The organism is Mycobacterium venezuelense (genome assembly GCF_054919535.1).
On the sequence record NZ_JBONDW010000002.1, the window covers coordinates 259,856 to 280,428 of the forward strand.

The 20,573-nt window shown below is 65.9% G+C and carries 19 protein-coding genes; 11 read left to right on the forward strand and 8 right to left on the reverse strand.

What is annotated here, in order from left to right; translation table 11 throughout:
* The first annotated feature begins 3 nt into the window (after positions 1-3).
* From ACRCUN_RS03970 to ACRCUN_RS03985, 4 genes are all read left to right on the forward strand, one after another.
* Entirely contained in the window at positions 4-1,485 is a 1,482-nt protein-coding gene (locus ACRCUN_RS03970) for an aldehyde dehydrogenase (RefSeq protein ID WP_462140362.1), read from the forward strand.
* A 191-nt stretch (positions 1,486-1,676) separates the two neighbouring features.
* Entirely contained in the window at positions 1,677-3,077 is a 1,401-nt protein-coding gene (locus ACRCUN_RS03975; RefSeq protein WP_462140363.1) for a purine-cytosine permease family protein, read from the forward strand.
* Positions 3,074-4,624, forward strand: coding sequence for a GMC family oxidoreductase (locus ACRCUN_RS03980; RefSeq protein ID WP_462140364.1), 1,551 nt, complete (start codon positions 3,074-3,076; stop codon positions 4,622-4,624). The genes ACRCUN_RS03975 and ACRCUN_RS03980 overlap by 4 nt, the downstream gene beginning before the upstream one ends.
* A 10-nt stretch (positions 4,625-4,634) precedes the next feature.
* Positions 4,635-6,314, forward strand: coding sequence for an amidohydrolase (locus tag ACRCUN_RS03985; protein ID WP_462140365.1), 1,680 nt, complete (start codon positions 4,635-4,637; stop codon positions 6,312-6,314).
* Positions 6,315-6,329: 15 nt separating this feature from the next.
* Here ACRCUN_RS03985 and ACRCUN_RS03990 read toward each other — a convergent pair whose 3' ends face one another.
* Complete coding sequence (locus ACRCUN_RS03990) at positions 6,330-7,418, reverse strand: adenosine deaminase (protein ID WP_462140366.1); 1,089 nt, start codon at positions 7,416-7,418, stop codon at positions 6,330-6,332.
* Between the two features lie 224 nt (positions 7,419-7,642).
* Between ACRCUN_RS03990 and ACRCUN_RS03995 the strand changes: the two genes are divergently transcribed.
* Both ACRCUN_RS03995 and ACRCUN_RS04000 read left to right on the forward strand, forming a co-directional pair.
* Positions 7,643-8,068, forward strand: coding sequence for an STAS domain-containing protein (locus tag ACRCUN_RS03995; protein ID WP_462140367.1), 426 nt, complete (start codon positions 7,643-7,645; stop codon positions 8,066-8,068).
* Between the two features lie 85 nt (positions 8,069-8,153).
* A complete protein-coding gene (locus ACRCUN_RS04000; protein ID WP_462140577.1) occupies positions 8,154-8,900 on the forward strand; it encodes a cutinase family protein in 747 nt (248 codons plus the stop codon).
* On the opposite strand, the gene ACRCUN_RS04005 is transcribed toward ACRCUN_RS04000, so the two are convergent.
* Positions 8,897-10,201, reverse strand: a complete 1,305-nt coding sequence (locus tag ACRCUN_RS04005; RefSeq protein WP_462140578.1) for a thymidine phosphorylase — start codon at positions 10,199-10,201, stop codon at positions 8,897-8,899. The genes ACRCUN_RS04000 and ACRCUN_RS04005 overlap by 4 nt on opposite strands.
* 298 nt (positions 10,202-10,499) lie before the next feature.
* Positions 10,500-10,898 (reverse strand): cytidine deaminase, encoded by a 399-nt coding sequence (locus ACRCUN_RS04010; RefSeq protein WP_462140368.1) that lies wholly within the window; start codon positions 10,896-10,898, stop codon positions 10,500-10,502.
* A 292-nt stretch (positions 10,899-11,190) separates the two neighbouring features.
* Here ACRCUN_RS04010 and sdhC point away from each other — a divergent pair, with 292 nt between their 5' ends.
* From sdhC to ACRCUN_RS04030, 4 genes are read left to right on the forward strand one after another with little or no spacing between them, the layout of a single operon-like run.
* The gene (gene sdhC / locus ACRCUN_RS04015) at positions 11,191-11,529 is read left to right on the forward strand and encodes a succinate dehydrogenase, cytochrome b556 subunit (protein WP_067843028.1); all 339 of its coding nucleotides are present in this window, start codon (positions 11,191-11,193) and stop codon (positions 11,527-11,529) included.
* Positions 11,530-11,576: 47 nt separating this feature from the next.
* Entirely contained in the window at positions 11,577-11,999 is a 423-nt protein-coding gene (locus ACRCUN_RS04020; RefSeq protein WP_275082853.1) for a succinate dehydrogenase hydrophobic membrane anchor subunit, read from the forward strand.
* Positions 12,000-12,003: 4 nt separating this feature from the next.
* Entirely contained in the window at positions 12,004-13,758 is a 1,755-nt protein-coding gene (gene sdhA, locus ACRCUN_RS04025) for a succinate dehydrogenase flavoprotein subunit (protein ID WP_462140369.1), read from the forward strand.
* The gene (locus tag ACRCUN_RS04030; RefSeq protein WP_462140370.1) at positions 13,758-14,543 is read left to right on the forward strand and encodes a succinate dehydrogenase iron-sulfur subunit; all 786 of its coding nucleotides are present in this window, start codon (positions 13,758-13,760) and stop codon (positions 14,541-14,543) included. The genes sdhA and ACRCUN_RS04030 overlap by 1 nt, the downstream gene beginning before the upstream one ends.
* A gap of 65 nt (positions 14,544-14,608) precedes the next feature.
* Here ACRCUN_RS04030 and ACRCUN_RS04035 read toward each other — a convergent pair whose 3' ends face one another.
* On the reverse strand, positions 14,609-15,460 hold the full coding sequence (locus tag ACRCUN_RS04035; protein WP_462140371.1) for a putative endonuclease domain-containing protein: 852 nt from the start codon (positions 15,458-15,460) through the stop codon (positions 14,609-14,611).
* A 135-nt stretch (positions 15,461-15,595) separates the two neighbouring features.
* Between ACRCUN_RS04035 and ACRCUN_RS04040 the strand changes: the two genes are divergently transcribed.
* Complete coding sequence (locus ACRCUN_RS04040) at positions 15,596-16,183, forward strand: carboxymuconolactone decarboxylase family protein (RefSeq protein ID WP_462140372.1); 588 nt, start codon at positions 15,596-15,598, stop codon at positions 16,181-16,183.
* On the opposite strand, the gene ACRCUN_RS04045 is transcribed toward ACRCUN_RS04040, so the two are convergent.
* The 4 genes from ACRCUN_RS04045 to ACRCUN_RS04060 all read right to left on the reverse strand — a co-directional run bounded on the left by ACRCUN_RS04045 (position 16,128) and on the right by ACRCUN_RS04060 (position 20,505).
* Positions 16,128-16,658, reverse strand: a complete 531-nt coding sequence (locus ACRCUN_RS04045; protein ID WP_462140373.1) for a PPOX class F420-dependent oxidoreductase — start codon at positions 16,656-16,658, stop codon at positions 16,128-16,130. The genes ACRCUN_RS04040 and ACRCUN_RS04045 overlap by 56 nt on opposite strands.
* On the reverse strand, positions 16,658-17,566 hold the full coding sequence (locus ACRCUN_RS04050) for a sigma-70 family RNA polymerase sigma factor (protein ID WP_462140374.1): 909 nt from the start codon (positions 17,564-17,566) through the stop codon (positions 16,658-16,660). Before ACRCUN_RS04050 ends, ACRCUN_RS04045 begins: the two co-directional genes overlap by 1 nt.
* 22 nt (positions 17,567-17,588) lie before the next feature.
* The gene (locus tag ACRCUN_RS04055) at positions 17,589-18,932 is read right to left on the reverse strand and encodes an NAD-dependent succinate-semialdehyde dehydrogenase (RefSeq protein WP_462140375.1); all 1,344 of its coding nucleotides are present in this window, start codon (positions 18,930-18,932) and stop codon (positions 17,589-17,591) included.
* An 82-nt stretch (positions 18,933-19,014) separates the two neighbouring features.
* On the reverse strand, positions 19,015-20,505 hold the full coding sequence (locus ACRCUN_RS04060) for a gamma-aminobutyraldehyde dehydrogenase (protein ID WP_462140376.1): 1,491 nt from the start codon (positions 20,503-20,505) through the stop codon (positions 19,015-19,017).
* Between the last annotated feature and the right edge of the window lie 68 nt (positions 20,506-20,573).

The window sequence follows — 20,573 nt, forward strand, 5'->3', positions numbered from 1 at the left end:
CATATGACCACGCTCGACGACTGGACCCGGCGTGCCGGTGAAATTACCCCGCGTACCGAGGTTTTCATCGACGGAAAGTACCGGGCTGCGCTGTCCGGCGCGACGTTCGACTCGGTGAACCCCGCCACCGGTGAACTGATCGCCCCTGTCGCCTCGGGCGACGTCGCGGACGTCGACGCGGCCGTGGCCTCGGCGCGCGCGGCCTTCGAATCGGGCGCCTGGTCGCGTACCTCGGCATCACACCGCAAACGCGTACTGCGGCAGTTGTCCGAACTGATCGTGGCGCACGGCGAGGAGCTCGCGCTGCTGGACTCGATCGACATGGGCAAGTTGGTCGTCGAGGCGCACACCGTCGATGTGCCCTCGGCCGCCGAGCTTTTCGCATTCTACGGTGAAGCTCTCGACAAGCAGTCGGGTGAGATCGCGCCCACCGAACCCGGAAATCTGGCACTGGTGACCCGCGAACCGCTCGGCGTCGTCGGAGCCGTCACGCCGTGGAACTTCCCGCTCGACCTCGCGGTCTGGAAAGTGGCACCCGCCCTGGCGGCCGGGAACTCCGTCGTACTGAAACCGGCAGAGCAGGCCCCACTTTCGTCCATCAGGCTCGCCGAACTGGCAGTGGAAGCCGGCCTGCCAGAGGGTGTGTTCAACGTCGTGCCGGGGCTCGGTCCGACCGCCGGGGCGGCCCTGGGCCGCCACCCGGATGTCGACGTCATCGCGTTCACCGGGTCGACCGAGACCGGCAAGCGGTTCCTGCGCTACGCGGCGGACTCCAATGCCAAACAGGTGTGGCTGGAATGCGGCGGGAAGAGTCCCAACCTGGTATTCGCCGACGCCGATCTGGACGCCGCGGTGGACAAGGCGATCTTCGGAGCGTTCTACAACCAGGGCGCGGTATGCTCGTCGAATTCCCGTCTGCTGCTGCAGGAGTCGATTGCGCAGGGGTTTCTGACCGAATTGGTGAAACGCACCGCGGATATGCGCCCCGGCAACCCGCTGGATCCCGCTTCCACCCTGGGGGCGCTCGTCGACGAGCAGCACACCCAGCGCGTCATCGGATTCATCGACCGCGCCCGCGCCGACGGCGAGGTTCTCACCGGTGGTACTCGTGAGACCGTAGGTGGCCGTGGCTGTTTCGTCTCACCAACGATTGTCGCGAACCTGCCGGCGACCGCCGAACTGATCACCGAAGAAGTCTTCGGACCGGTGCTGGCCGTGCAGACGTTCGCCGACGAGACCGAGGCGATCACGATGGCCAACGACACCGTCTACGGTCTGGCCGCGTCGGTGTGGACCCGTGATCTCTCACGCGCCCACCGGGTGTCCGCCGCGCTGCGGGCCGGCACCGTGTCGGTGAACACCGTCGACGCGCTGAGCCCGCAGACACCTTTCGGCGGTTTCAAGCAGTCCGGGTTCGGCCGAGACCTGTCTGTGCACGCACTCGACAAATACACCGGCCTCAAAACGACGTGGATAGCACTGTAAAACGTTATTCGCCAGTCGAATTCGAAACGTGACGACAATGCCTGCGTAACATTCTCGTCATCTTGAAAAGTGATGAATAAGGTCGGAAATGCGCATTTTGTGTTTATGGAATCTGTGCGAATACTGATTTGGCCGGAGTCGCGATCACCGGCATGATGCCGCACTGCCCGCACGAGAAAGCCGGTCACCACATGAACGAGCAAACATCGGCACCGCCACCCCTGGAACGCCGAACCATCGACCATGTCCCGGTCGACGAGCGGCACGGCCGCGCCCGTGATCTATTCACCGTCTGGTTCGGCTCAAACATCATGCTGCTCACCATCATCACCGGTGCGCTTGCCACCACGGTATTCGGTCTGCCGCTGTGGGCAGGTGCCTCGGCGATCGTGCTCGGCAACGTCATCGGCGGTGTGGTCATGGCGCTGCACGCCGCACAAGGACCACAGCTGGGCGTACCCCAGATGCTCCAGACGCGAGCCCAGTTCGGTTCGTACGAAAGCCTTCTCGTGGTCATCCTCGTGGTGTTAATGTACCTTGGCTTCTTCGCGTCAAATGCGGTTCTCGGCGGCCAGGCCCTGTCGAAGGTGACGGGGTTGCCGACCAACTGGTCCATCACCATCATCGGGTTGATCAGCGTGGTCGCCACCATCGTCGGGTACCGGCTCATCCACCGCGTGACCGCCTTCCTGTCGGTAGTCGCGGGCGGAGCATTGGTCGTCGCATTCGTCTGGATGATCGGGGTCAACGGAGTACCCACCGGCACGTGGCACACCACCGGATTCAGCTGGGCCGGATTCATGGCGACCCTGTCGGTCGCCGCCCTGTGGCAGATCGCCTATGCACCTTACGTTTCCGACTACACGCGGTACATGCCCAAGGACACCGGCCAGCGGGCCGCATTCTGGGGCACCTACGCCGGCTGTGTGCTGGGCTCCGTCCTGCCGATGCTGCTCGGCGTGTTGGTTGGCGCCGCGTTGCCGACCGATGACACACTCGTCGGGCTCTCCACGCTGACGCACGGGGTCAGTACAGGGGTGTTCGCGATCTTCGCGACCGGTATCGCCGCCACCAACGCCATGAATCTCTACTGTGGTTCGCTGTCGACGATCACCGTGTGCCAGAACCTGTTTCCAAACTGGCAGCCCGCAGCGATGAGTCGCGCGGTCACGGCGGTGATCCTGTTCGTCATCGCGCTCATCCCGGCATTGGTGAGTGCCGACGACTTCCTGGCCAACTATGCGAGCTTCCTCGCCCTGCTCCTGTGCGTGCTAATCCCTTGGACCGCAGTCAATCTCGTTGACTACTACCTCCTGCGTCACGGCGAATACGACATCGACTCGTTGTTCGAACGGGACGGAGGCCGCTACGGTACGTTCAACTGGGTCGCCATCGCCTGCTACTTCATCGGCATCGCGGTACAGATTCCGTTCCTGTCCACCACGCTGTTCACCGGTTTCGCAGCAGCGACTCTCGGCGGGGTGGACATCTCGTGGATCGTCGGACTCGCGATCATCTGCCCGTTGTATTACGCGCTCATGCGGTCGAAGGTGTCGGCTCCGGTGGCCCAGCCCGCGGTGGTGCGAGCATGAGCGAATATCTGGTCGTCGGCGGCGGGACTGCCGGATGCATTGTCGCAGCCCGGCTCTCGGAAGACCCCGGTATCACGGTCACGGTGCTGGAAGCCGGTCCCTCCGACCGGGACGAGCCCCGCGCCCGTGACATCCGCCGCTGGGCCCAGATGCTCGAGAGCGAATACGACCTCGACTACCGCAGCGTGCCGCAGGACCGCGGCAACTCCGGTATCCGGCAAGCCAGGATGCGCATACTCGGCGGCTGCTCAACGGCCAACACGATGATCACCTGGCGGCCACTCAAGGCTGATCTGGACGAATGGGCAGCCCTGGGCGTCACCGGATGGGATGCCGCGACACTGCATGGCGCGTTCGACCGGCTTCTGGTCCCGGTGCAGCCCGTCGCCGACAAGGACCGCAACGCGTATGTCAGCGACGTCGTCGACTCCGCCCAGCGCGCGTTGAACCTACCCGCCCGCCGGGCCTGGAACTCCGATCCCGAGTTCGCCGCGACCGGAATCGGCGCGGGCTTCTTCGAGATCGGCTATACCCCGGACAACCACCTGCGGTCCTCCACGTCGGTGCACTATCTGCACGACGCCATCGCCGACCGCGACAACCTCGTCGTCGAACACGGCAGGCAGGCCGAACGGCTCCTGATCGAGGACGGCACGGTCGTCGGCGTGATCACCCGCGACGCCGACGGCAACCGCCACGAATACCGGGCCGAGCGCGAGGTCATCGTGTGCTGCGGCGCCATCGACACCCCAAAGTTGCTGCAGCTCTCGGGGATCGGCCCCAGCGACGTACTCGAGGCCGCGGGAGTTCGAACCGTCGTGCCATCCCCTGGCGTCGGTGAAAACCTGATGGACCACGCCGAGGGCCTCATCGTGTGGGAGGCCGGTGCCGACGTCCCCGACACCTGCGCAACCGGCTGGGATGCCGGTGCCGCCGTGCGCTTGTCGGACGACGGCCCGGCCCGGCCCGACGTGCTGATGCACTTCCCGGTCGAAGCCGTGGCCGACCACGCCGTGGCGTACGGGGTCGCGATGCCGGAGCGCATCGTGTCGATCGCACCGAACGTGGCGAAGCCGAGCAGCCGCGGGCGGGTGTGGATCACCTCGGCGGAACCCGCCGACCGGCCGTCGATCGACTACCGCTACTTCACCGACCCAGACGGCCACGACGAGGCTGTCCTGATCGCCGGCATCCGGCTGGCCCGTCGCATCGCCGCGACCGAGCCGATGGCCGGCTGGCTGATCCGCGAGGTCTTCCCCGGCCCGGATGCCCAATCCGACGAAGACCTCTCCGAGGCGCTGCGGGCCACACATCAGACCGTGTACCACGTCTCCGGCACGTGTCGAATGGGCGCCGACGGCGATCCGATGGCGGTGTGCGACTCACAATTGCGCGTCCGCGGGGTTGACGGGCTGCGACTGGTCGATGCCTCGGTCTTCCCCACCATTCCCTCGGTCAACCCGGTCGGAACCATCATGGCGGTCGCCGAACGTGCCAGTGCACTCGTGCTCGCCGACCGGCAGCCCGTGAGCGTCGACCGAGCCTGAGGGATTTCGCATGATGGAACACGCTCCGCACGCAAGCGGGTTCGCCGACCGCATTTTCACCAACGCGGCAGTGTTCGAAGCCACGAGCTCCTCGTCTGCCGACACCGTCGCCGTCGCGGGCGATGTCATCGTTGGCGTGAGCCGCGGCGTAGACCGCAGCATGATCGGAAGGCACACGGAGGTCATCGACCTCGGCGGAGTGAGCCTGCTGCCCGGGTTCGTCGACGCGCATGCACATCCGGTCGCCGCGGGGATGGCGGCGCTTCGCTGCGACCTGTCTGGTCTGGCCCACCGCCGCGAGACCTATCTCACCGCTATCGCCGATTACGCGGCCGGCCATCCCGATGAGACGGTCATCGCCGGTGCCGGCTGGTACGGCGACGCGTTTGCGAACGGGTTCCCCACGCGCCACGATCTCGATTCCGTCGTCTCGGACCGCCCCGTGATCTTGACCAGCCACGACTACCACGGCGCCTGGGTCAACACCCGCTCTCTGGAATTGGCGGGCATCGACGCCGGAACTGTCGATCCGGCCGGCGGCAGGATCGTCCGCGACCATGACGGTGAACCCACCGGGGTGCTCTTGGACCGCGGCGGCGATGCGGTCAATGCCCTGATTCCGGAGGTCACGGCGGAGTTCATGCGCCGTGCATTGCTCGAGGCGCAACGGCGCATGCATTCCGTCGGTGTCACCGGATGGCAGGACGCCGCGGTCGGTGCAGAGTTCTTCGGGCTGAAGGACAACTTCACCACCTATGTCGACGCCGACGAGGCCGGCGAGCTGACTGCTCGGGTGGTCGGTGCGTTGTGGTGGGATGCGGAGCGCGGGGCCGAGCAGCTGGGCGACCTGTGTGTCCGCCGCGACCGCACCGGCCATTCGCGTTTCACGGCCCGCATGGTCAAGGTCATGCAGGACGGGATATGCGAGAACTGCACAGCCGCGATGCTCGCGCCCTATCGCGCCGTGTTCGGTGAGGACATTTCGAGTGGGCAGTCATTCATCGACCCTGAGAACCTGCGCAAGGTCACTGCCATGCTGGCGGCCGAGAACTTCGGCATCCACATGCACGCGATCGGCGACCGCGCGGTGCGCGAGTGTCTCGATGCGCTCGAACACGCGATGTCTCAGTTCCCGGAGCACGGCGGCCGTCACCAGATCGCGCACCTGGACGTGGTCGATCCAGATGACATTCCGCGTTTCGGGCGACTCGGAGTGATCGCCAACATTCAGGCCCTGTGGGCACGCCGGGACAAGGAGATCGTCGAACGCAAACTCCCGCTGCTCGGGCCGGAACGCGAACCGTGGCATTTTCCGTTCGCGTCGATCCAACGCCACGGGGCCATCCTGGCCATGGGCAGCGACTGGCCGGTCACCGATCCGAATCCGTTGTGGGCGATCCACACGGCCGTACATCGCACCGGCACGCCCGCCGACCCCCACGCGATCGGCGACGACGTCTTCGACACGCCGCTTCTCCCCGAGGAAGGCATCACGCTGCCATCGGCGATACACGCGTACACCGCGGGTTCTGCCTATGCCAATGGCCAGGACCGGACAGGCCGCATCGCCGAAGGCATGCTGGCCGACCTCGTGATCCTCGACCAGAACATTCTCACCACGGACGACATCGGCGCGGTCCGGCCTGTCGAGACCATCGTCGGCGGCCAGACCGTCTATCGCGCGGAGTGAGCCGAAGCCTCCACCTCAGCCGACCAGCACCGCGTACCGCGGCTTGATGACCTCATCGATGATGGCCAGGCGTTCGTCGAACGGTATGAAGGCCGATTTCATCGCATTGATGGTGAACCGCTCCAGGTCGCTCCAGCCGTACCCGAACACCTCGACCAGGCTCGCCATCTCCTGACTCATGGTGGTGTCGCTCATCAACCGGTTGTCGGTGTTCACCGTGACGCGGAACCGCAGTCGGGCCAGCCGGTCGAACGGGTGCTCGGCGATGCTCGGGGCCGCACCGGTCTGCACGTTGCTGCTGGGGCACATCTCCAGCGGAATGCGCTTGTCGCGCAGGATGGATGCCAGCCGCCCGAGCTGCTGCGTGCCGTCGTCGAGCTCGGTGATGTCGTCGACGATGCGCACCCCGTGCCCCAACCGGTCAGCGCCGCAGAACGCGATCGCCTCATGGATGGACGGCAGCCCGAACGCCTCACCGGCGTGAATGGTGAAGCGCGCGTTGTTGCCTCGCATGTACTCGAACGCATCGAGATGCCGGGTCGGAGGGTAGCCGGCCTCGGCTCCGGCGATGTCGAAACCCACTACCCCTTTGTCGCGGAACCGGATTGCCAACTCGGCGATCTCGCGTGACCGTGCGGCATGCCGCATCGCCGTCACCAGGCAGCGCACCTTGATCGACCGTCCTTCGGCAGCGGCCGCCTTCTCCCCGTCGGCAAAGCCTGCCAGCACCGAGTCGACAACGTCGTCGAGTGACAGGCCCCGGTCGATGTGCAGTTCGGGGGCGAACCGGATCTCGGCGTACACCACGTTGTCGCCGGCCAGATCCTCGACACATTCGTAGGCGACCCGGTGCAACGCCTCTGGTGTCTGCATGACGCCGACGGTGTGGGCAAACGGCTCCAGGTAACGCACGAGCGACCCGCTGTGCGCGGCCGTCCGGAAGAACGTCGCCAGCTCGTCGACATCGGTCGCGGGCAGATCGTCATAGCCGAACTTCCCGGCCAGATCGAGCACGGTGGCCGGCCGCAACCCACCGTCGAGATGGTCATGCAGGAGGGCCTTGGGGGCGTGGCGGATCTTGTCGAGGGTCAGCGGCGTGCTCATGTCACCATCATCCGCGACATCACCCGTCCCGGGCGGTTGATCTTCCAACAGTTATGCCGCCGTTCAACGGGTTCATCGCCGATAACAGTTGCCGACATTGGCGGGTGGGAGTAGTTTTTGCGACAAGGTTGAGCCCGAGCCTGCCGCGATAAATCACTGGCATGCTGAGGCACCTTCGCGTCGCCCCAGCGGCAACAATCATCGACTCAGGGGTCGTCGATGTCATGATCACCAAATCAGGATCACCGGTCCTCGGATCGGCCCAACCGGCTGCCGCCCGATTCACCACACACCAGGGCCGTACCGGAAGACTGCTCAGCGTTGCGGGCAATCTCGACGCCGCAAACGCGAACCGACTCCTCGATCACGTTCAGCACTCGATGTGTTGCGAATGGCTCGTGTTGGACTTGAGCGCAGTCGAATTCGTTGACGCCGCAAGCATCGACGCCCTGCACGTAGTCAACGCCCGATGCGCACATTTCGATGTGCGGTGGTCTCTGGTCGCAGGCCACGCGGTATCGCGACTGTTGAGTGGCTGTGATCGCGACGGCGTTCTCCCGGTAAGCGAATCTCTCACAGCGGCTTTGGCGTCGGTGCAGAAACTGCCCGACTGGCGAGCAACCACACACGGTGTGGCAGGGAGTCAGTGACGACGAGCCTGCCACTGCACGACAAGGTATTTCGAAACAGCAAAGGATACGAAACGTGCGTGTAGATGTTCTGACTGCGGCCGCAATGACCATGATGCCGATGTTGTTCGCCATCGGCACGCCGACGGCGTCGGCGGAGCCATGTCCCGATGTGGAGGTGGTATTCGCCCGCGGCACCGGCGAGCCACCGGGAGTCGGGCCGACGGGCCAGGCATTTGTCGACTCCCTGCGCCAGCGCGTCGGCGACAAGACGTTCGGGGTCTACCCGGTCAACTACCCTGCCACCGACCAATGGACCACCGGTGTCGACGGCATCCGGGACGCGGGCGCCCACGTCACGTCCATGGCAGCCACCTGCCCCGACACGAAGATGGTGCTAGGCGGGTATTCGCAGGGCGCGGCCGTGATGGGCTTCGTCACGTCGGCTGCCGTACCCGACGGGGTCGATCCCGCGACCGTACCGAAACCGCTGCAGCCGGACATCGCCGAGCACGTCGCCGCCGTCGTGCTCTACGGGACGCCGAATCTTCGGGCGATGAACTTCCTCGGCGAACCGCCGGTGATCATCGGACCCGAGTACGAGGCCAAGACCCTCAAGGTGTGCGCGCCCGATGACTTCGTCTGCTCGGACGGGCTGAACTTCGCCGCGCACACCTCGTACGGCTACGACGGCCTGATCCGACAAGGAGTCGATTTCGCAGCGGGGCGCCTCGGTCTGGAACCGGCCCCACCCGCGGCTCCGCCCGCGCAGTGGGACCAACTACCTGCACCACAGGCTCCGCCGGCGCCCGCACCCGCACCACCGGCGCCCGCACCACTCGCAACGCCCTAGTCGATCCGGTCGATAACTAGCGGCAGGTCCACGGGCCGGGACTCACCGACGGCCCACGCGCCGTCGAGTTCGGCGAGCGCCGCGGGGAGGCGGTCGGGGGTGTCGGTGTAGAGGGTGAACAGTGCCTCGCCCGCGGACACCGGCTCGCCCTGGCGGCGATGAATGCGGACTCCGGCACCGAACTGCACGGGCTCACCCGGTTGAGCCCGGCCCGCACCGAGCCGCCACGCAGCCATCGCCACACCCATGGCGTCGACGTCGCCCATGACACCGGCGCGCGGCGCGGTGACGGTCTCGGAAGCCGACCCGACGGGAAGAGGTTGGCTCAGGTCACCACCCTGGGCGGCGACGAGCGCGCGGAACCGGTCCATCGCCGATCCGTCACGCAATGTGTCGGCGGGGTCCACCCCGTCGATACCGGCGGCGTTCAGCATCTCGGTGGCCAGCGCCAGCGTGAGGGCGACGACGTCGTCCGGCCCCCCACCCGACAACACCTCCAGCGACTCGGCCACCTCCACCGCATTGCCGACCGCGCGCCCGAGCGGCCGGTTCATATCGGTCAGCAGAGCTCGCGTCGGCACGCCGTTCGCATTTCCGAGCTCGACCATCGTGCGGGCCAACTCGCGTGACTCGGGCTCGGTCTTGAGGAAGGCTCCCCGGCCCACCTTGACGTCGAGGACAAGGGCGCGCGCACCTTCGGCGAGCTTCTTGCTCATGATCGAGCTTGCGATGAGCGGCAGCGAGTCGACGGTCGACGTGATATCGCGCAGTGCATAGATCTTCCGGTCGGCAGGCGCGAGTTCGCCGGCCGCGAAAATCGCCGCGCCGATGTCGCGAAGTTGTTGACCTATCTGGGCTTTCGACAACTCGGCGGTGAACCCGGCAATCGACTCGAGCTTGTCCAGGGTTCCGCCGGTATGGCCGAGCCCGCGCCCGGACGCCTGCGGGACGGCGCCGCCGCACGCCATGATCACCGGCAGCAGCGGAATGGTGATCTTGTCGCCCACGCCTCCGGTGGAATGCTTGTCCACCAAGGCGAGTGGCCGGCCATCCCGCCGAAGGTCGGTGAAGTCGAAGCGCTCCCCCGACCCGATCATGGCCGCGGTCCACCGGACGATCTCGGCCGGCGTCATGCCCCGCAGGAAGATCGCCATCAGGAGCGCCGACATCTGTTCCTCGGCGACCCGACCATGGGTGTACGCGTCGATCACCCAGTCGATCGCCGCATCTGACAGCGCACCGCCGTCCCGTTTGGTTCGGATCACGGACGGCGCGTCGAACTGCGTTGTTGCCTTTGAGATCTCGATGGCAGGATCCTACTTTCTCAACTCGGCGGTAAGGCCCATCAGCACTGCCCGCACGGCCCATCGAAATCGTCGCCCGTGCGATCCGGCGACACGTCACCTCCGGCAGGCCTTCCGCCGCGTCGGTAGGACTCGATGGACGTCATCGCCAGCCAGCATGCCGCATCCACTCCGGCGCGTCACCGAACGGCGCACGTGCGGCCGCGGCGGTAGGTGTGGCAGGCCGGCGGCGGGTAGCTTCGCCGCGACCCTACTCGCCAGTAACCCAGCGTCGGAGCCGTTGAACCGCTTGGCCTTACCGTCGCGCCAGGTCGTCCGGACCGAAGGCATCGGGCAGCAGCTCGCGCAGCGGGCGCGGCCCCTGCGGATGGTCGATGAGCAACTCCGGCCCGCCGTGTTCGAGTAACACCTGCCTGCAGCGTCCGCATGGCATCAGCAGACCGCCGTCGGGGCCCACACACGTGAGCGCGAGGAGGCGGCCACCACCTCCGGAATGCAGGGCGCAGACCACAGCGCACTCGGCACAGAGACCTAGGCCATATGAGACATTCTCCACATTGCATCCGGTCACGATCCGGGAATTGTCGACGAGTGCCGCGGCACCGACCGGAAATCCCGAGTATGGCGCATAGGCGCTCGTAGATACCTCAATAGCCTTGCGTCGCAAGGTATTCCAGTCAATTTGGATGGTCATACCGGCACCGCCACCTCGGTTCTGAATGCATTCCGAAAATACCAATTTTCGACCCGCGCAGTAGGATAGGTAAGCCTAACTTTGCCCTGCTGAGCGGGCCGAACCGCTCCACCGTAGTTCGTTCGGTACTACAAATGGGTTTAGAGTCGCCCCGAGGTTTGGGGCTAGTCGACAGACCGGTCCCAGACGTCCACCGATGGCGTTGGAGGGACAAGTGAGTACGCAAACGGAGGTACCGGCTCCGCAACCCAGGAAACTACGCCGGCGCACCCTTTATCGCGGTGATCCGGGAATGTGGTCCTGGGTGCTGCACCGTATTACCGGTGCCACCATTTTCTTTTTCTTGTTCGTCCACGTCCTTGATACCGCACTTGTGCGGGTGAGCCCAGAGGCTTACAACGCGGTCATCGAGACATACAAGACGCCGATCGTCGGGCTTATGGAGATGGGCCTGGTCGGCGCGGTGCTCTTCCATGCGCTCAACGGCATCCGCGTCATCCTCATCGACTTCTGGCAGCAGGGCCCGCGCTACCAGCGGCACATGCTGGCCGTCGTCGCCGGCGTCTTCCTCGTCGTCCTCATCGCATCACTGGGAGTTATCGGCATGCACATGGTGGAGCGGTTCCTGTGAGCGCGCCAGGAGCCGGCGAATCCCGGCTGGGCCGCCCGGCCCCCGTCATGGAACGTGAGCACGACCGCCCGGCCGCGCTCGATCACCCTCGCGCCCCCCGCAAGCCGCGCGGCATTCCGTACTTCGAGAAGTACGCCTGGCTGTTCATGCGGTTCTCCGGTGTGGCACTGGTGTTTCTGGCGCTCGGCCACCTGTTCGTCATGCTGATGTGGCAGGACGGCGTGTACCGGATCGACTTCAATTACGTCGCGCAGCGGTGGGCATCGCCGTTCTGGCAGATCTGGGACATGGCTCTGCTGTGGTTGGCGAACCTGCACGGCGCCAACGGCATGCGCACCATCATCGGTGATTACGCCCGCAAGAACACCACCAAGTTCTGGCTGAACTCGCTCTTGTTGCTGGCGACCGGATTCACATTGGTGCTGGGCACCTACGTCCTGGTCACCTTCGACGCGAACATCGGGGGTTAGGCAAATGATTCAGGAACATCGCTACGACGTCGTCATCGTCGGTGCCGGCGGCGCGGGCATGCGCGCCGCGGTCGAGGCCGGACCGCGCGCCCGCACCGCGGTGCTGACCAAGCTCTACCCCACCCGCTCCCACACCGGCGCGGCGCAGGGCGGCATGTGTGCCGCACTGGCCAACGTCGAAGAGGACAACTGGGAGTGGCACACCTTCGACACCGTCAAGGGCGGCGACTACCTCGCCGACCAGGACGCCGTCGAGATCATGTGCCGAGAGGCCATCGACGCGGTCTATGACCTCGAGAAGATGGGGATGCCGTTCAACCGCACCCCCGAGGGCCGTATCGACCAGCGCCGCTTCGGCGGGCACACCCGCGACCACGGCAAGGCGCCGGTTCGCCGCGCCTGCTACGCCGCAGACCGCACGGGCCACATGATCCTGCAGACGCTGTACCAAAACTGCGTCAAGCACGACGTGCAGTTCTTCAACGAGTTCTACGCACTCGACATCGCGCTGACCGAGACCCCGGCGGGCCCGGTCGCCACCGGCGTCATCGCCTATGAACTGGCGACCGGTGACATCCACGTCTTCCACGCCAAGGCGATCGTGTTCGCCACCGGCGGGTCGGGCCGGATGTACAAGACCACGTCCAACGCCCACACCTTGACCGGTGACGGCCTCGGCATCATCTTCCGCAAGGGACTTCCCTTGGAAGACATGGAGTTTCACCAGTTCCACCCGACCGGTCTGGCCGGCCTGGGCATCCTGATCTCCGAAGCCGTGCGCGGTGAGGGCGGCCGGTTGCTCAACGGTGAGGGCGAGCGGTTCATGGAGCGCTACGCGCCCACGATCGTCGACCTCGCGCCACGCGACATCGTCGCCCGGTCGATGGTGCTTGAGGTCCTCGAGGGCCGCGGGGCTGGGCCCAACAAGGACTACGTCTACATCGACGTGCGCCACCTCGGCGAGGACGTGCTCGAGGCCAAGCTGCCCGACATCACCGAGTTCGCCCGCACCTACCTCGGTGTCGACCCGGTCACCGAACTGGTGCCGGTCTACCCGACCTGCCACTACGTCATGGGCGGTATCCCCACCACGGTCCACGGCCAGGTGCTGCGCGACAACACCAACGTCGTCGCCGGCCTGTACGCCGCCGGTGAATGCGCGTGTGTGTCGGTGCACGGATCCAACCGCCTCGGCACCAACTCGCTGCTCGACATCAACGTGTTCGGCCGTCGCGCCGGCATCGCCGCCGCCGAATACGCCCAGAACCACAACTTCGTCGACATGCCGGAGAACCCGGCCGAGATGGTGGTCGGCTGGGTCGGCGACATCCTGTCCGAGCACGGCAACGAGCGCGTCGCCGACATCCGCACCGCGCTGCAGCAGTCGATGGACAACAACGCGGCGGTGTTCCGCACCGAGGAGACGCTGAAGCAGGCGCTGACCGACATCCATGCGCTCAAGGAGCGGTACAGCCGAATCACCGTGCACGACAAGGGCAAGCGCTACAACAGCGACCTGCTCGAGGCCATCGAGCTCGGCTTCCTGCTCGAGCTGGCCGAGGTGACCGTCGTCGGTGCGCTCAACCGCAAGGAGTCCCGCGGCGGCCACGCCCGCGAGGACTACCCCAACCGCGACGACACCAACTACATGCGCCACACCATGGCCTACAAGCAGGGCACCGACCTGCTGTCCGACATCCGGCTGGACTACAAGCCCGTGGTCCAGACGCGCTACGAGCCGATGGAGCGTAAGTACTGATGAGCGCACCCGTCATAGACAAGCCCGAAGCCGGCGATCCCGAGCTGCCGCCCGTGCCCGATGGCGCGGTCATGGTCACGCTGAAGATCGCCCGCTTCAACCCCGACGATCCGGATGCCGCAGGCTGGCAGAGCTTCCGCGTGCCGTGCCTGCCCAGCGACCGGCTGCTCAACCTGCTGCACTACGTGAAGTGGTACCTGGACGGCACGCTGACTTTCCGGCGATCCTGTGCGCACGGCGTGTGCGGGTCGGACGCCATGCGGATCAACGGCGTCAACCGGCTGGCCTGCAAGGTGCTCATGCGCGACATGCTGCCCAAGAAGGCAGGCAAGCAGCTGACCATCACCATCGAGCCCATCCGCGGCCTGCCCGTGGAGAAGGACCTCGTGGTGGACATGGAGCCGTTCTTCGACGCCTACCGTGCGGTGAAGCCGTTCCTGGTGACCAGCGGCAACGCGCCAACCAAGGAGCGCATCCAGAGCCCGACCGACCGGGCCCGCTACGACGACACCACCAAGTGCATCCTGTGTGCGTGCTGCACCACGAGCTGCCCGGTGTACTGGAGCGAGGGGTCCTACTTCGGCCCGGCCGCGATCGTCAACGCGCACCGGTTCATCTTCGACTCGCGTGACGAGGCGGCCGCCGAGCGGCTCGACATCCTCAACGAGGTGGACGGTGTGTGGCGCTGCCGCACCACGTTCAACTGCACCGAGGCCTGCCCGCGTGGCATCCAGGTGACCCAGGCGATCCAGGAGGTCAAGCGCGCGTTGATGTTCGCGCGCTAGGTCTTTGTTCAGTGTTGGCTTGTGTTCGAAGTTCCGTCAAAATCTCGAACACAAGCCAACACTCGTCAGTAGGGGGCTCCAGCGCCTCGTAGAGCCGCGCGGGTACGGGCGATGATGGCGCGTTGGCGATAGCGCAACAGGTCATTGCCGACGCGGACGATGGTCCAGCCGAGCTCACGATATTCCGCGTCTTGGTCGATGTCCTTTGTCCGCTGTCTCGGGTCGGTCCAGTGCTGAATACCGTCGTACTGCACGCCGACCTTCCAGTCAGGCCACCCCATATCGATGCGCCCCACCAGTTCACCCCAGTGCCCGAACACTTCGATCTGGGTCTCGTCGGGTCGCATGCCCTGCTCGGTGAACAGCAACCGGAGCTTGGTCTCCTGCGGCGATTCGGCGCCGTAGTCAGCGAGGTCGAGCACCTGCCTTAACTGTGCGAGCCCGCGAACTCCCTTGTGGCGCTGTAGAAGTGGCTGTACATCAGCGATCTTCAGGTCGGTGGCCTGCAGCAGCGCATCCACTCGAATGACGGCCATGGTCAACCCGCGACGCCTGCCCAGATCGAACGCGGTCCGATGCGGTGTAGTCGTGGTGATGCCGCGGACCACGCAGGTCTCATCGCCCCAGAGCGCGTCACTGTGGATGCGGATGCCCGACGGCTGCGATCGGCTCGATTGGTTCAGCTCAGCGGGATGCTTGGCGTCGATCCACTTCGATCCAAGGAGCGCGGCAGCCGACAACCCGGCCACCGTTGCGCGTCGCCCCGACCACAGCCATGCCGCGACGGCCATGTCGACGGCTGTGAGCGTCGTCCCGCGCGGGGCATACACGTCGCGAAATACCTGGTCATATCGGGTGCGCAGCTGGTAGCGATTGAGCTTGCCCGCAGCCAACGCCTCCGAACCCAGAAACGGCATGCAATTAGGACGCGATGGGCTGCTCGCCGGTTCCCCGTCATCGAGTGTTGGCTTGTGTGCGAGATTCCGCCGAAATCTGGCACACAAGCCAACGCTCGGCTGTCACACATCGCGAGGCTGTCTCGTCAGAGAGGTATGACCCCAAGAATCGCACCCCTGCCCCCCAAACAAGCCGGCCTGATGACCCGCATGATGTACCGCTTCGCCAAGCGCAAGTTCGGTGAGGTGCCCGAACCGTTCACCGTGGCGGCCCACCACCCGCGGCTGCTGATCGCGAACGCCGCCCACGAAGGCCTGCTGCAGAGTGGCTCGAAGAAACTGCCGGCCAGCGTGCGTGAACTGGCGGTGTTCTGGACGGCCCGCACGGTCGGCTGCTCGTGGTGTGTGGACTTCGGGTCCATGCTCATGCGGCTCGACAATCTCGACGTCGACCGCTTGAAGTCGATCGACGACTACGCGACGTCTCCGTTGTTCAATGACGACGAGCGCGCTGCCATCGCCTACGCCGACGCCATGACGAAGGATCCGCACACGATCACCGACGAGCAGGTCGCTGATCTGCGCCGCCGGTTCGGCGACGACGGCGTGATCGAGCTGACCTATCAGATCGGTACCGAGAACATGCGGGCCCGGATGTACTCGGCGCTGGGCATCACCGAGCAGGGCTTCAACTCCGGGGATGCGTGCCGGGTTCCGTGGGCCAACCAGCCCGAGCAGGCGTGATCTCGATGAATGCCATTGTGACACCGAATCTTTGACTGCCCTGGTCGAGGCTCCGCTCGAACAGCTTCATGGGCAGGCTCCAGTTGGCGGCGATGACGGCGTCGGCGTGCGCGTGTTGGGCCTCGGGCAGGATGCGCGCGACGCCGGCGACCACCGGGCCACTGGGCTTGCCCCGTAGATTGCTGCCCACCACAAGCACATTGGGATTGTTACGGATGCGCTTGACCTTGGCGGTGGACGCGTCGGTGCGGACGTAGAGCTTGCCGTCGGCGACACCGTGGTTGATGGGGCTCGGGACGGCCTCGCCGGATTTCTTGTACGTCACCAACACGATCTGGCGGTAGCGGTCGAAGCCCGTGAAATCCTCCGCTGTCGGCGCACCGATGTCGAAGGCGTCGCGGTGACGCATCTTGTCCATGCCGCGGAACATGAACCTGCCGAACGTCTGGCCGAGATTGCCCGGATCGGTCGGCATCATGTCGATTCTCCGCGCAGCGGTGAGCCGGTGAACTTGTCGGGGTTGGCGATGTCCCATACGGCACAGACTTTTCCGTCGCGGACGGTCATCGCCGTGATGCGCGGCATCAGTTCCGGATAGCCGTCGACGGGCGGCGCGCCCGGTGTGTATGCGCCCAACTCGCCGTTGACCAGAACCATCTGAGTGCCGGCCAGCCAGTTGGGACCGTAGCGGCGGGCGAGCGAGAACAGGAACCGGGCGACCTTTTCGGGCCCGTTGATGACGCGTGGCGCCGTCGGCGCACGGCGGTTGGAGTCGCCGGTGAAGGTGACGTCCGGATGCAGAAGGCGCACAACGCCTTCCATGTCACCGGCAGCCAGGGCCGCCATGAGCGCGCCGGCTACTTCGTTGTGCGTGTCGTCGGTAACCGGCGGCGGGGTGTCGGCCGCCGCGCGGCGGGCCCGCGACGCCAGTTGCCGGGCGGATGCTGCGCTGACACCGAGCACGTCGGCGATCTCGGAGAACGGCACACCGAAGCCGTCGTGCAAGACGAACGCCACGCGCTGGTCGGGGGTCAGGCGTTCCAGCACCACCATGGCGGCGAAGCGGGCGTCCTCCCCGGCGACCACTGCCGCCAAGGGGTCATTGCCGTCGAACCCGGTGACGACCGGCTCGGGCAGCCACTCACCGACGTACGTTTCCCGCCGGTGCGTGGCCGACCTGAGCCGGTCCAAGCCGAGCCTGCTCACCACGGTCGTCAGCCAGGCGCGAAGATCGTTGATCTCCCCGCGGTTGGCCTCCCACCGGATCCAGGCATCTTGCACGATGTCCTCGGCGTCGGCGAATGTGCCGGTGAGCCGATAGGCCACGGCCAACAGATGCGGCCGTAGGTCTTCGAACTCACCGACCCGAGCGCTCGCGGTCATGGCGCAAGTCTAGGTAGCCCGTCTACCCCCGGCGGATGAGCTTCTTGTTGACGAACTCGTCGATGCCGAAGCGGCCGAGCTCGCGGCCGAAGCCGGAGCGCTTGACCCCGCCGAACGGCAGCTCGACACCGTCGGCACCGACGACGTTCACGAACACCATGCCGGCGTCGATACGATCGGCGACCCGCGCGGCCTGCTCGTCGTCGGTCGTGAACACGTAGGAACCGAGACCGAACGGGGTGTCGTTGGCCAGTTCGACGGCCTGCTCTTCGGACTCCACCTTGTAGACCGTCGCGACCGGGCCGAACAGTTCCTCGCGGTAGGACGGCGAGTCGGTGGAGACCTCGGTCAGCACGCCCGGCGGGAAGTAGGCGCCCTTGCGCTCCCCCGCTTTCACGAGCTTGGCGCCGTCGGCCACGGCGCGGTCGACCTGATCGGCCAGCCGTTCGGCGGCGGCCACCGACGACAGCGGCGCGAGTCCATCGGCCTGCGCGAGCACCTTGTCGGTGAACTTGGTCAGGAACTCGTCGTAGATGTCGGACGCGACGATGAACCGCTTGGCGGCGTTGCATGCCTGGCCCGTGTTCTCGAACCGGCCCGCGACAGCTGCCTCAACGGTGGCGTCGAGGTCGTCGGTGGACAACACGATGAACGGATCCGAACCGCCCAGCTCAAGAACGACCTTCTTGAGGTTGCGCCCGGCGATCTCGGCCACCGCCGCACCGGCCCGCTCCGAACCGGTGAGCGAAACGCCCTGCACGCGCGGGTCGGCGATCGCGTCGGCGATCTGCTCGTTGGTGGCGTACACGTTGACGTAGGCACCTTCGGGGAACCCGGCGTCGTCGAAGATCTGCTGGATCGCGGCGGCCGATTCGGGACACTGCGGGGCGTGCTTGAGCACGATGGTGTTGCCCAGCGTCAGGTTGGGCCCGGCGAACCGCGCCACCTGGTAGTACGGGTAGTTCCACGGCATGATGCCCAGCAGTACGCCGACCGAGCTGCGCCGGATCAACGCACTGCCTTCACCGTCGAGCAGGTCGATCGGCTCGTCGGCGAGGAACTTCTCGGCGTTGTCGGCGTAGTACTCGTAGATCGCTGCGCTGAAATCCACCTCGCCGAGCGCCTGCTCCAGCGGCTTGCCCATCTCACGCTGAATGATCGCGGCGAGCTCTTCCCTGCGCTCGACGTGAAGCTTGGCCACCTGCGTGATCAGTGCGGCGCGCTCGGTCACCGTCGAATTCTTCGACCATTCCCGGTGGGCCTTGGCGGCCGCGGCCAGCGCCTGCTCGATCTGCTCGTCGGTGGCCGTCGGGTACTCGCGCACCACGTCGCCGGTCGCCGGGTCGATTACTGCGTACAAACTCATACCTTGTCCTTGGTAGCTGTGTTTAATGCCACAAAACCCTCCCGGCAGTTATATACGGCTCAACTCCGGGCTGCAAGAGCGATCAGGACCGACGCGTGAACACCGTACGGTGCCAATCCTTTTCGGCCACGCCGGTGATATCGCTCATGACGTGCTTGATGGTGAGGTACTCCTCGAACGAGTAATCACTCATGTCTTTTCCGAACCCGGACGCGCCGACGCCGCCGTGCGGCATCTCGCTGATGATCGGGATGTGGTCGTTGATCCACACACAGCCGGCGTTGATCTCACGCGACGCCCGCTGCGCGCGGTACACATCGCGGGTCCAGGCCGAGGCCGCGAGACCGTACACGGTGTCATTGGCCTGGCGGATCGCGTCGTCGTCGTCGGTGAACGGACGCACCGTCAACACCGGACCGAAGATCTCGTCGCGGTACACCTCGGAGGATTCCCCAACATCGGCGATCAGGGTCGGCCGGTAGAACGACCCGGGCAGAGCCGGCGCCTCACCGCCGGTCACGATGCGCCCGCCCTCTTGCGGCGCGCGCGCCACCATGCCCGCTACCTTGTCGCGATGCGCGGCGGTGATCAACGGCCCGAGGTCGGTGTCGGGGTCATGCGGATCGCCGACCACGACCTTGCTCATCACTTCGGCGACGCCCGCGACGAAGTCGTCGTAGAGGTCGCGGGAGACGATGGCACGGGTGGCCGCCGTGCAGTCCTGGCCGGTGTTGATCAGCGCCCCGGCCACCGCGCCCTGGATCGCGGCATCGAGATCGGCGTCGTCGAACACGACGAACGGCGCCTTGCCGCCCAGCTCAAGCTGGGTGCGGTGCCCGTGCACGGCCGCAGCGGCCATGACCTTGCGGCCGACGGCCGTCGACCCGGTGAAGGTCACCACGTCGACGTCGCGGTGCCCGGCCAGGGCGGTTCCGACGTCGGAGCCGGCCCCGGCCACGACGTTGAAGACGCCATCGGGCAGCCCCGCCTCGGTGGCCAGCCGGGCCAGCGTGAGCGTGGTCAAGGGCGTGATCTCGGCCGGCTTGATCACCACCGAACAACCGGCCGCCAGCGCGGGGATGACCTTCCACACCGCCATCTGCAGCGGGTAGTTCCAGGGCGTGATGGTTGCGACGACGCCGACGGCCTCGCGCCGGATGCTCGACGTGTGGTCGCCCGAGTACTCCGCGGTCGCCTTGCCCTCCAGATGGCGGGCTGCGCCTGCGAAGAAATCGATGTTGTCGACGCTGCCAGGTACATCGAATTCCGATGCCAACCGCACGGGCTTACCGGTCTGGCTGACCTCTTCGGCGACCAGCTGGTCGGCGTTCTCGTCGGCGAGTTTGGCGAGTTTGGCCAGCACCGCCGACCGCTCGGCAGGCGTTGCAGACGACCATCCCGGCAATGCGGACCGGGCCGCGGCTACCGCACTGTCCACATCGGCAGGCGTACCCAACGCATATTCGGCAACCGTGTCACCGGTCGCCGGATCGATGATGGAATGGGTGGGCCCACTGGTCGACGCCGGGGCACCATTGATCCAACTGCTCGCAACATTCACCGCCACACTCATGGCCCAACGCTAACCGATACTTCAAGGGTTCGGCTACGTATTCCAACGGCGTAAGCGGCCTGAAACAA

Coding starts and splice junctions, on each gene's coding strand:
- ACRCUN_RS04050 (WP_462140374.1), bottom strand. CDS start 17,566: ATGACCGCGAGCGCTCGGGTCGGTGAGTTCGAAGACCTACGGCCGCAT.
- ACRCUN_RS03990 (WP_462140366.1), bottom strand. CDS start 7,418: ATGAGCACGCCGCTGACCCTCGACAAGATCCGCCACGCCCCCAAGGCC.
- ACRCUN_RS03985 (WP_462140365.1), top strand. CDS start 4,635: ATGATGGAACACGCTCCGCACGCAAGCGGGTTCGCCGACCGCATTTTC.
- ACRCUN_RS03995 (WP_462140367.1), top strand. CDS start 7,643: ATGATCACCAAATCAGGATCACCGGTCCTCGGATCGGCCCAACCGGCT.
- sdhA (WP_462140369.1), top strand. CDS start 12,004: ATGATTCAGGAACATCGCTACGACGTCGTCATCGTCGGTGCCGGCGGC.
- ACRCUN_RS03975 (WP_462140363.1), top strand. CDS start 1,677: ATGAACGAGCAAACATCGGCACCGCCACCCCTGGAACGCCGAACCATC.
- ACRCUN_RS04030 (WP_462140370.1), top strand. CDS start 13,758: ATGAGCGCACCCGTCATAGACAAGCCCGAAGCCGGCGATCCCGAGCTG.
- ACRCUN_RS04060 (WP_462140376.1), bottom strand. CDS start 20,505: ATGAGTGTGGCGGTGAATGTTGCGAGCAGTTGGATCAATGGTGCCCCG.
- sdhC (WP_067843028.1), top strand. CDS start 11,191: ATGTGGTCCTGGGTGCTGCACCGTATTACCGGTGCCACCATTTTCTTT.
- ACRCUN_RS04010 (WP_462140368.1), bottom strand. CDS start 10,898: ATGACCATCCAAATTGACTGGAATACCTTGCGACGCAAGGCTATTGAG.
- ACRCUN_RS04055 (WP_462140375.1), bottom strand. CDS start 18,932: ATGAGTTTGTACGCAGTAATCGACCCGGCGACCGGCGACGTGGTGCGC.
- ACRCUN_RS04040 (WP_462140372.1), top strand. CDS start 15,596: ATGACCCCAAGAATCGCACCCCTGCCCCCCAAACAAGCCGGCCTGATG.
- ACRCUN_RS04000 (WP_462140577.1), top strand. CDS start 8,154: ATGACCATGATGCCGATGTTGTTCGCCATCGGCACGCCGACGGCGTCG.
- ACRCUN_RS03970 (WP_462140362.1), top strand. CDS start 4: ATGACCACGCTCGACGACTGGACCCGGCGTGCCGGTGAAATTACCCCG.
- ACRCUN_RS03980 (WP_462140364.1), top strand. CDS start 3,074: ATGAGCGAATATCTGGTCGTCGGCGGCGGGACTGCCGGATGCATTGTC.
- ACRCUN_RS04035 (WP_462140371.1), bottom strand. CDS start 15,460: ATGCCGTTTCTGGGTTCGGAGGCGTTGGCTGCGGGCAAGCTCAATCGC.
- ACRCUN_RS04045 (WP_462140373.1), bottom strand. CDS start 16,658: ATGCCGACCGATCCGGGCAATCTCGGCCAGACGTTCGGCAGGTTCATG.
- ACRCUN_RS04020 (WP_275082853.1), top strand. CDS start 11,577: ATGGAACGTGAGCACGACCGCCCGGCCGCGCTCGATCACCCTCGCGCC.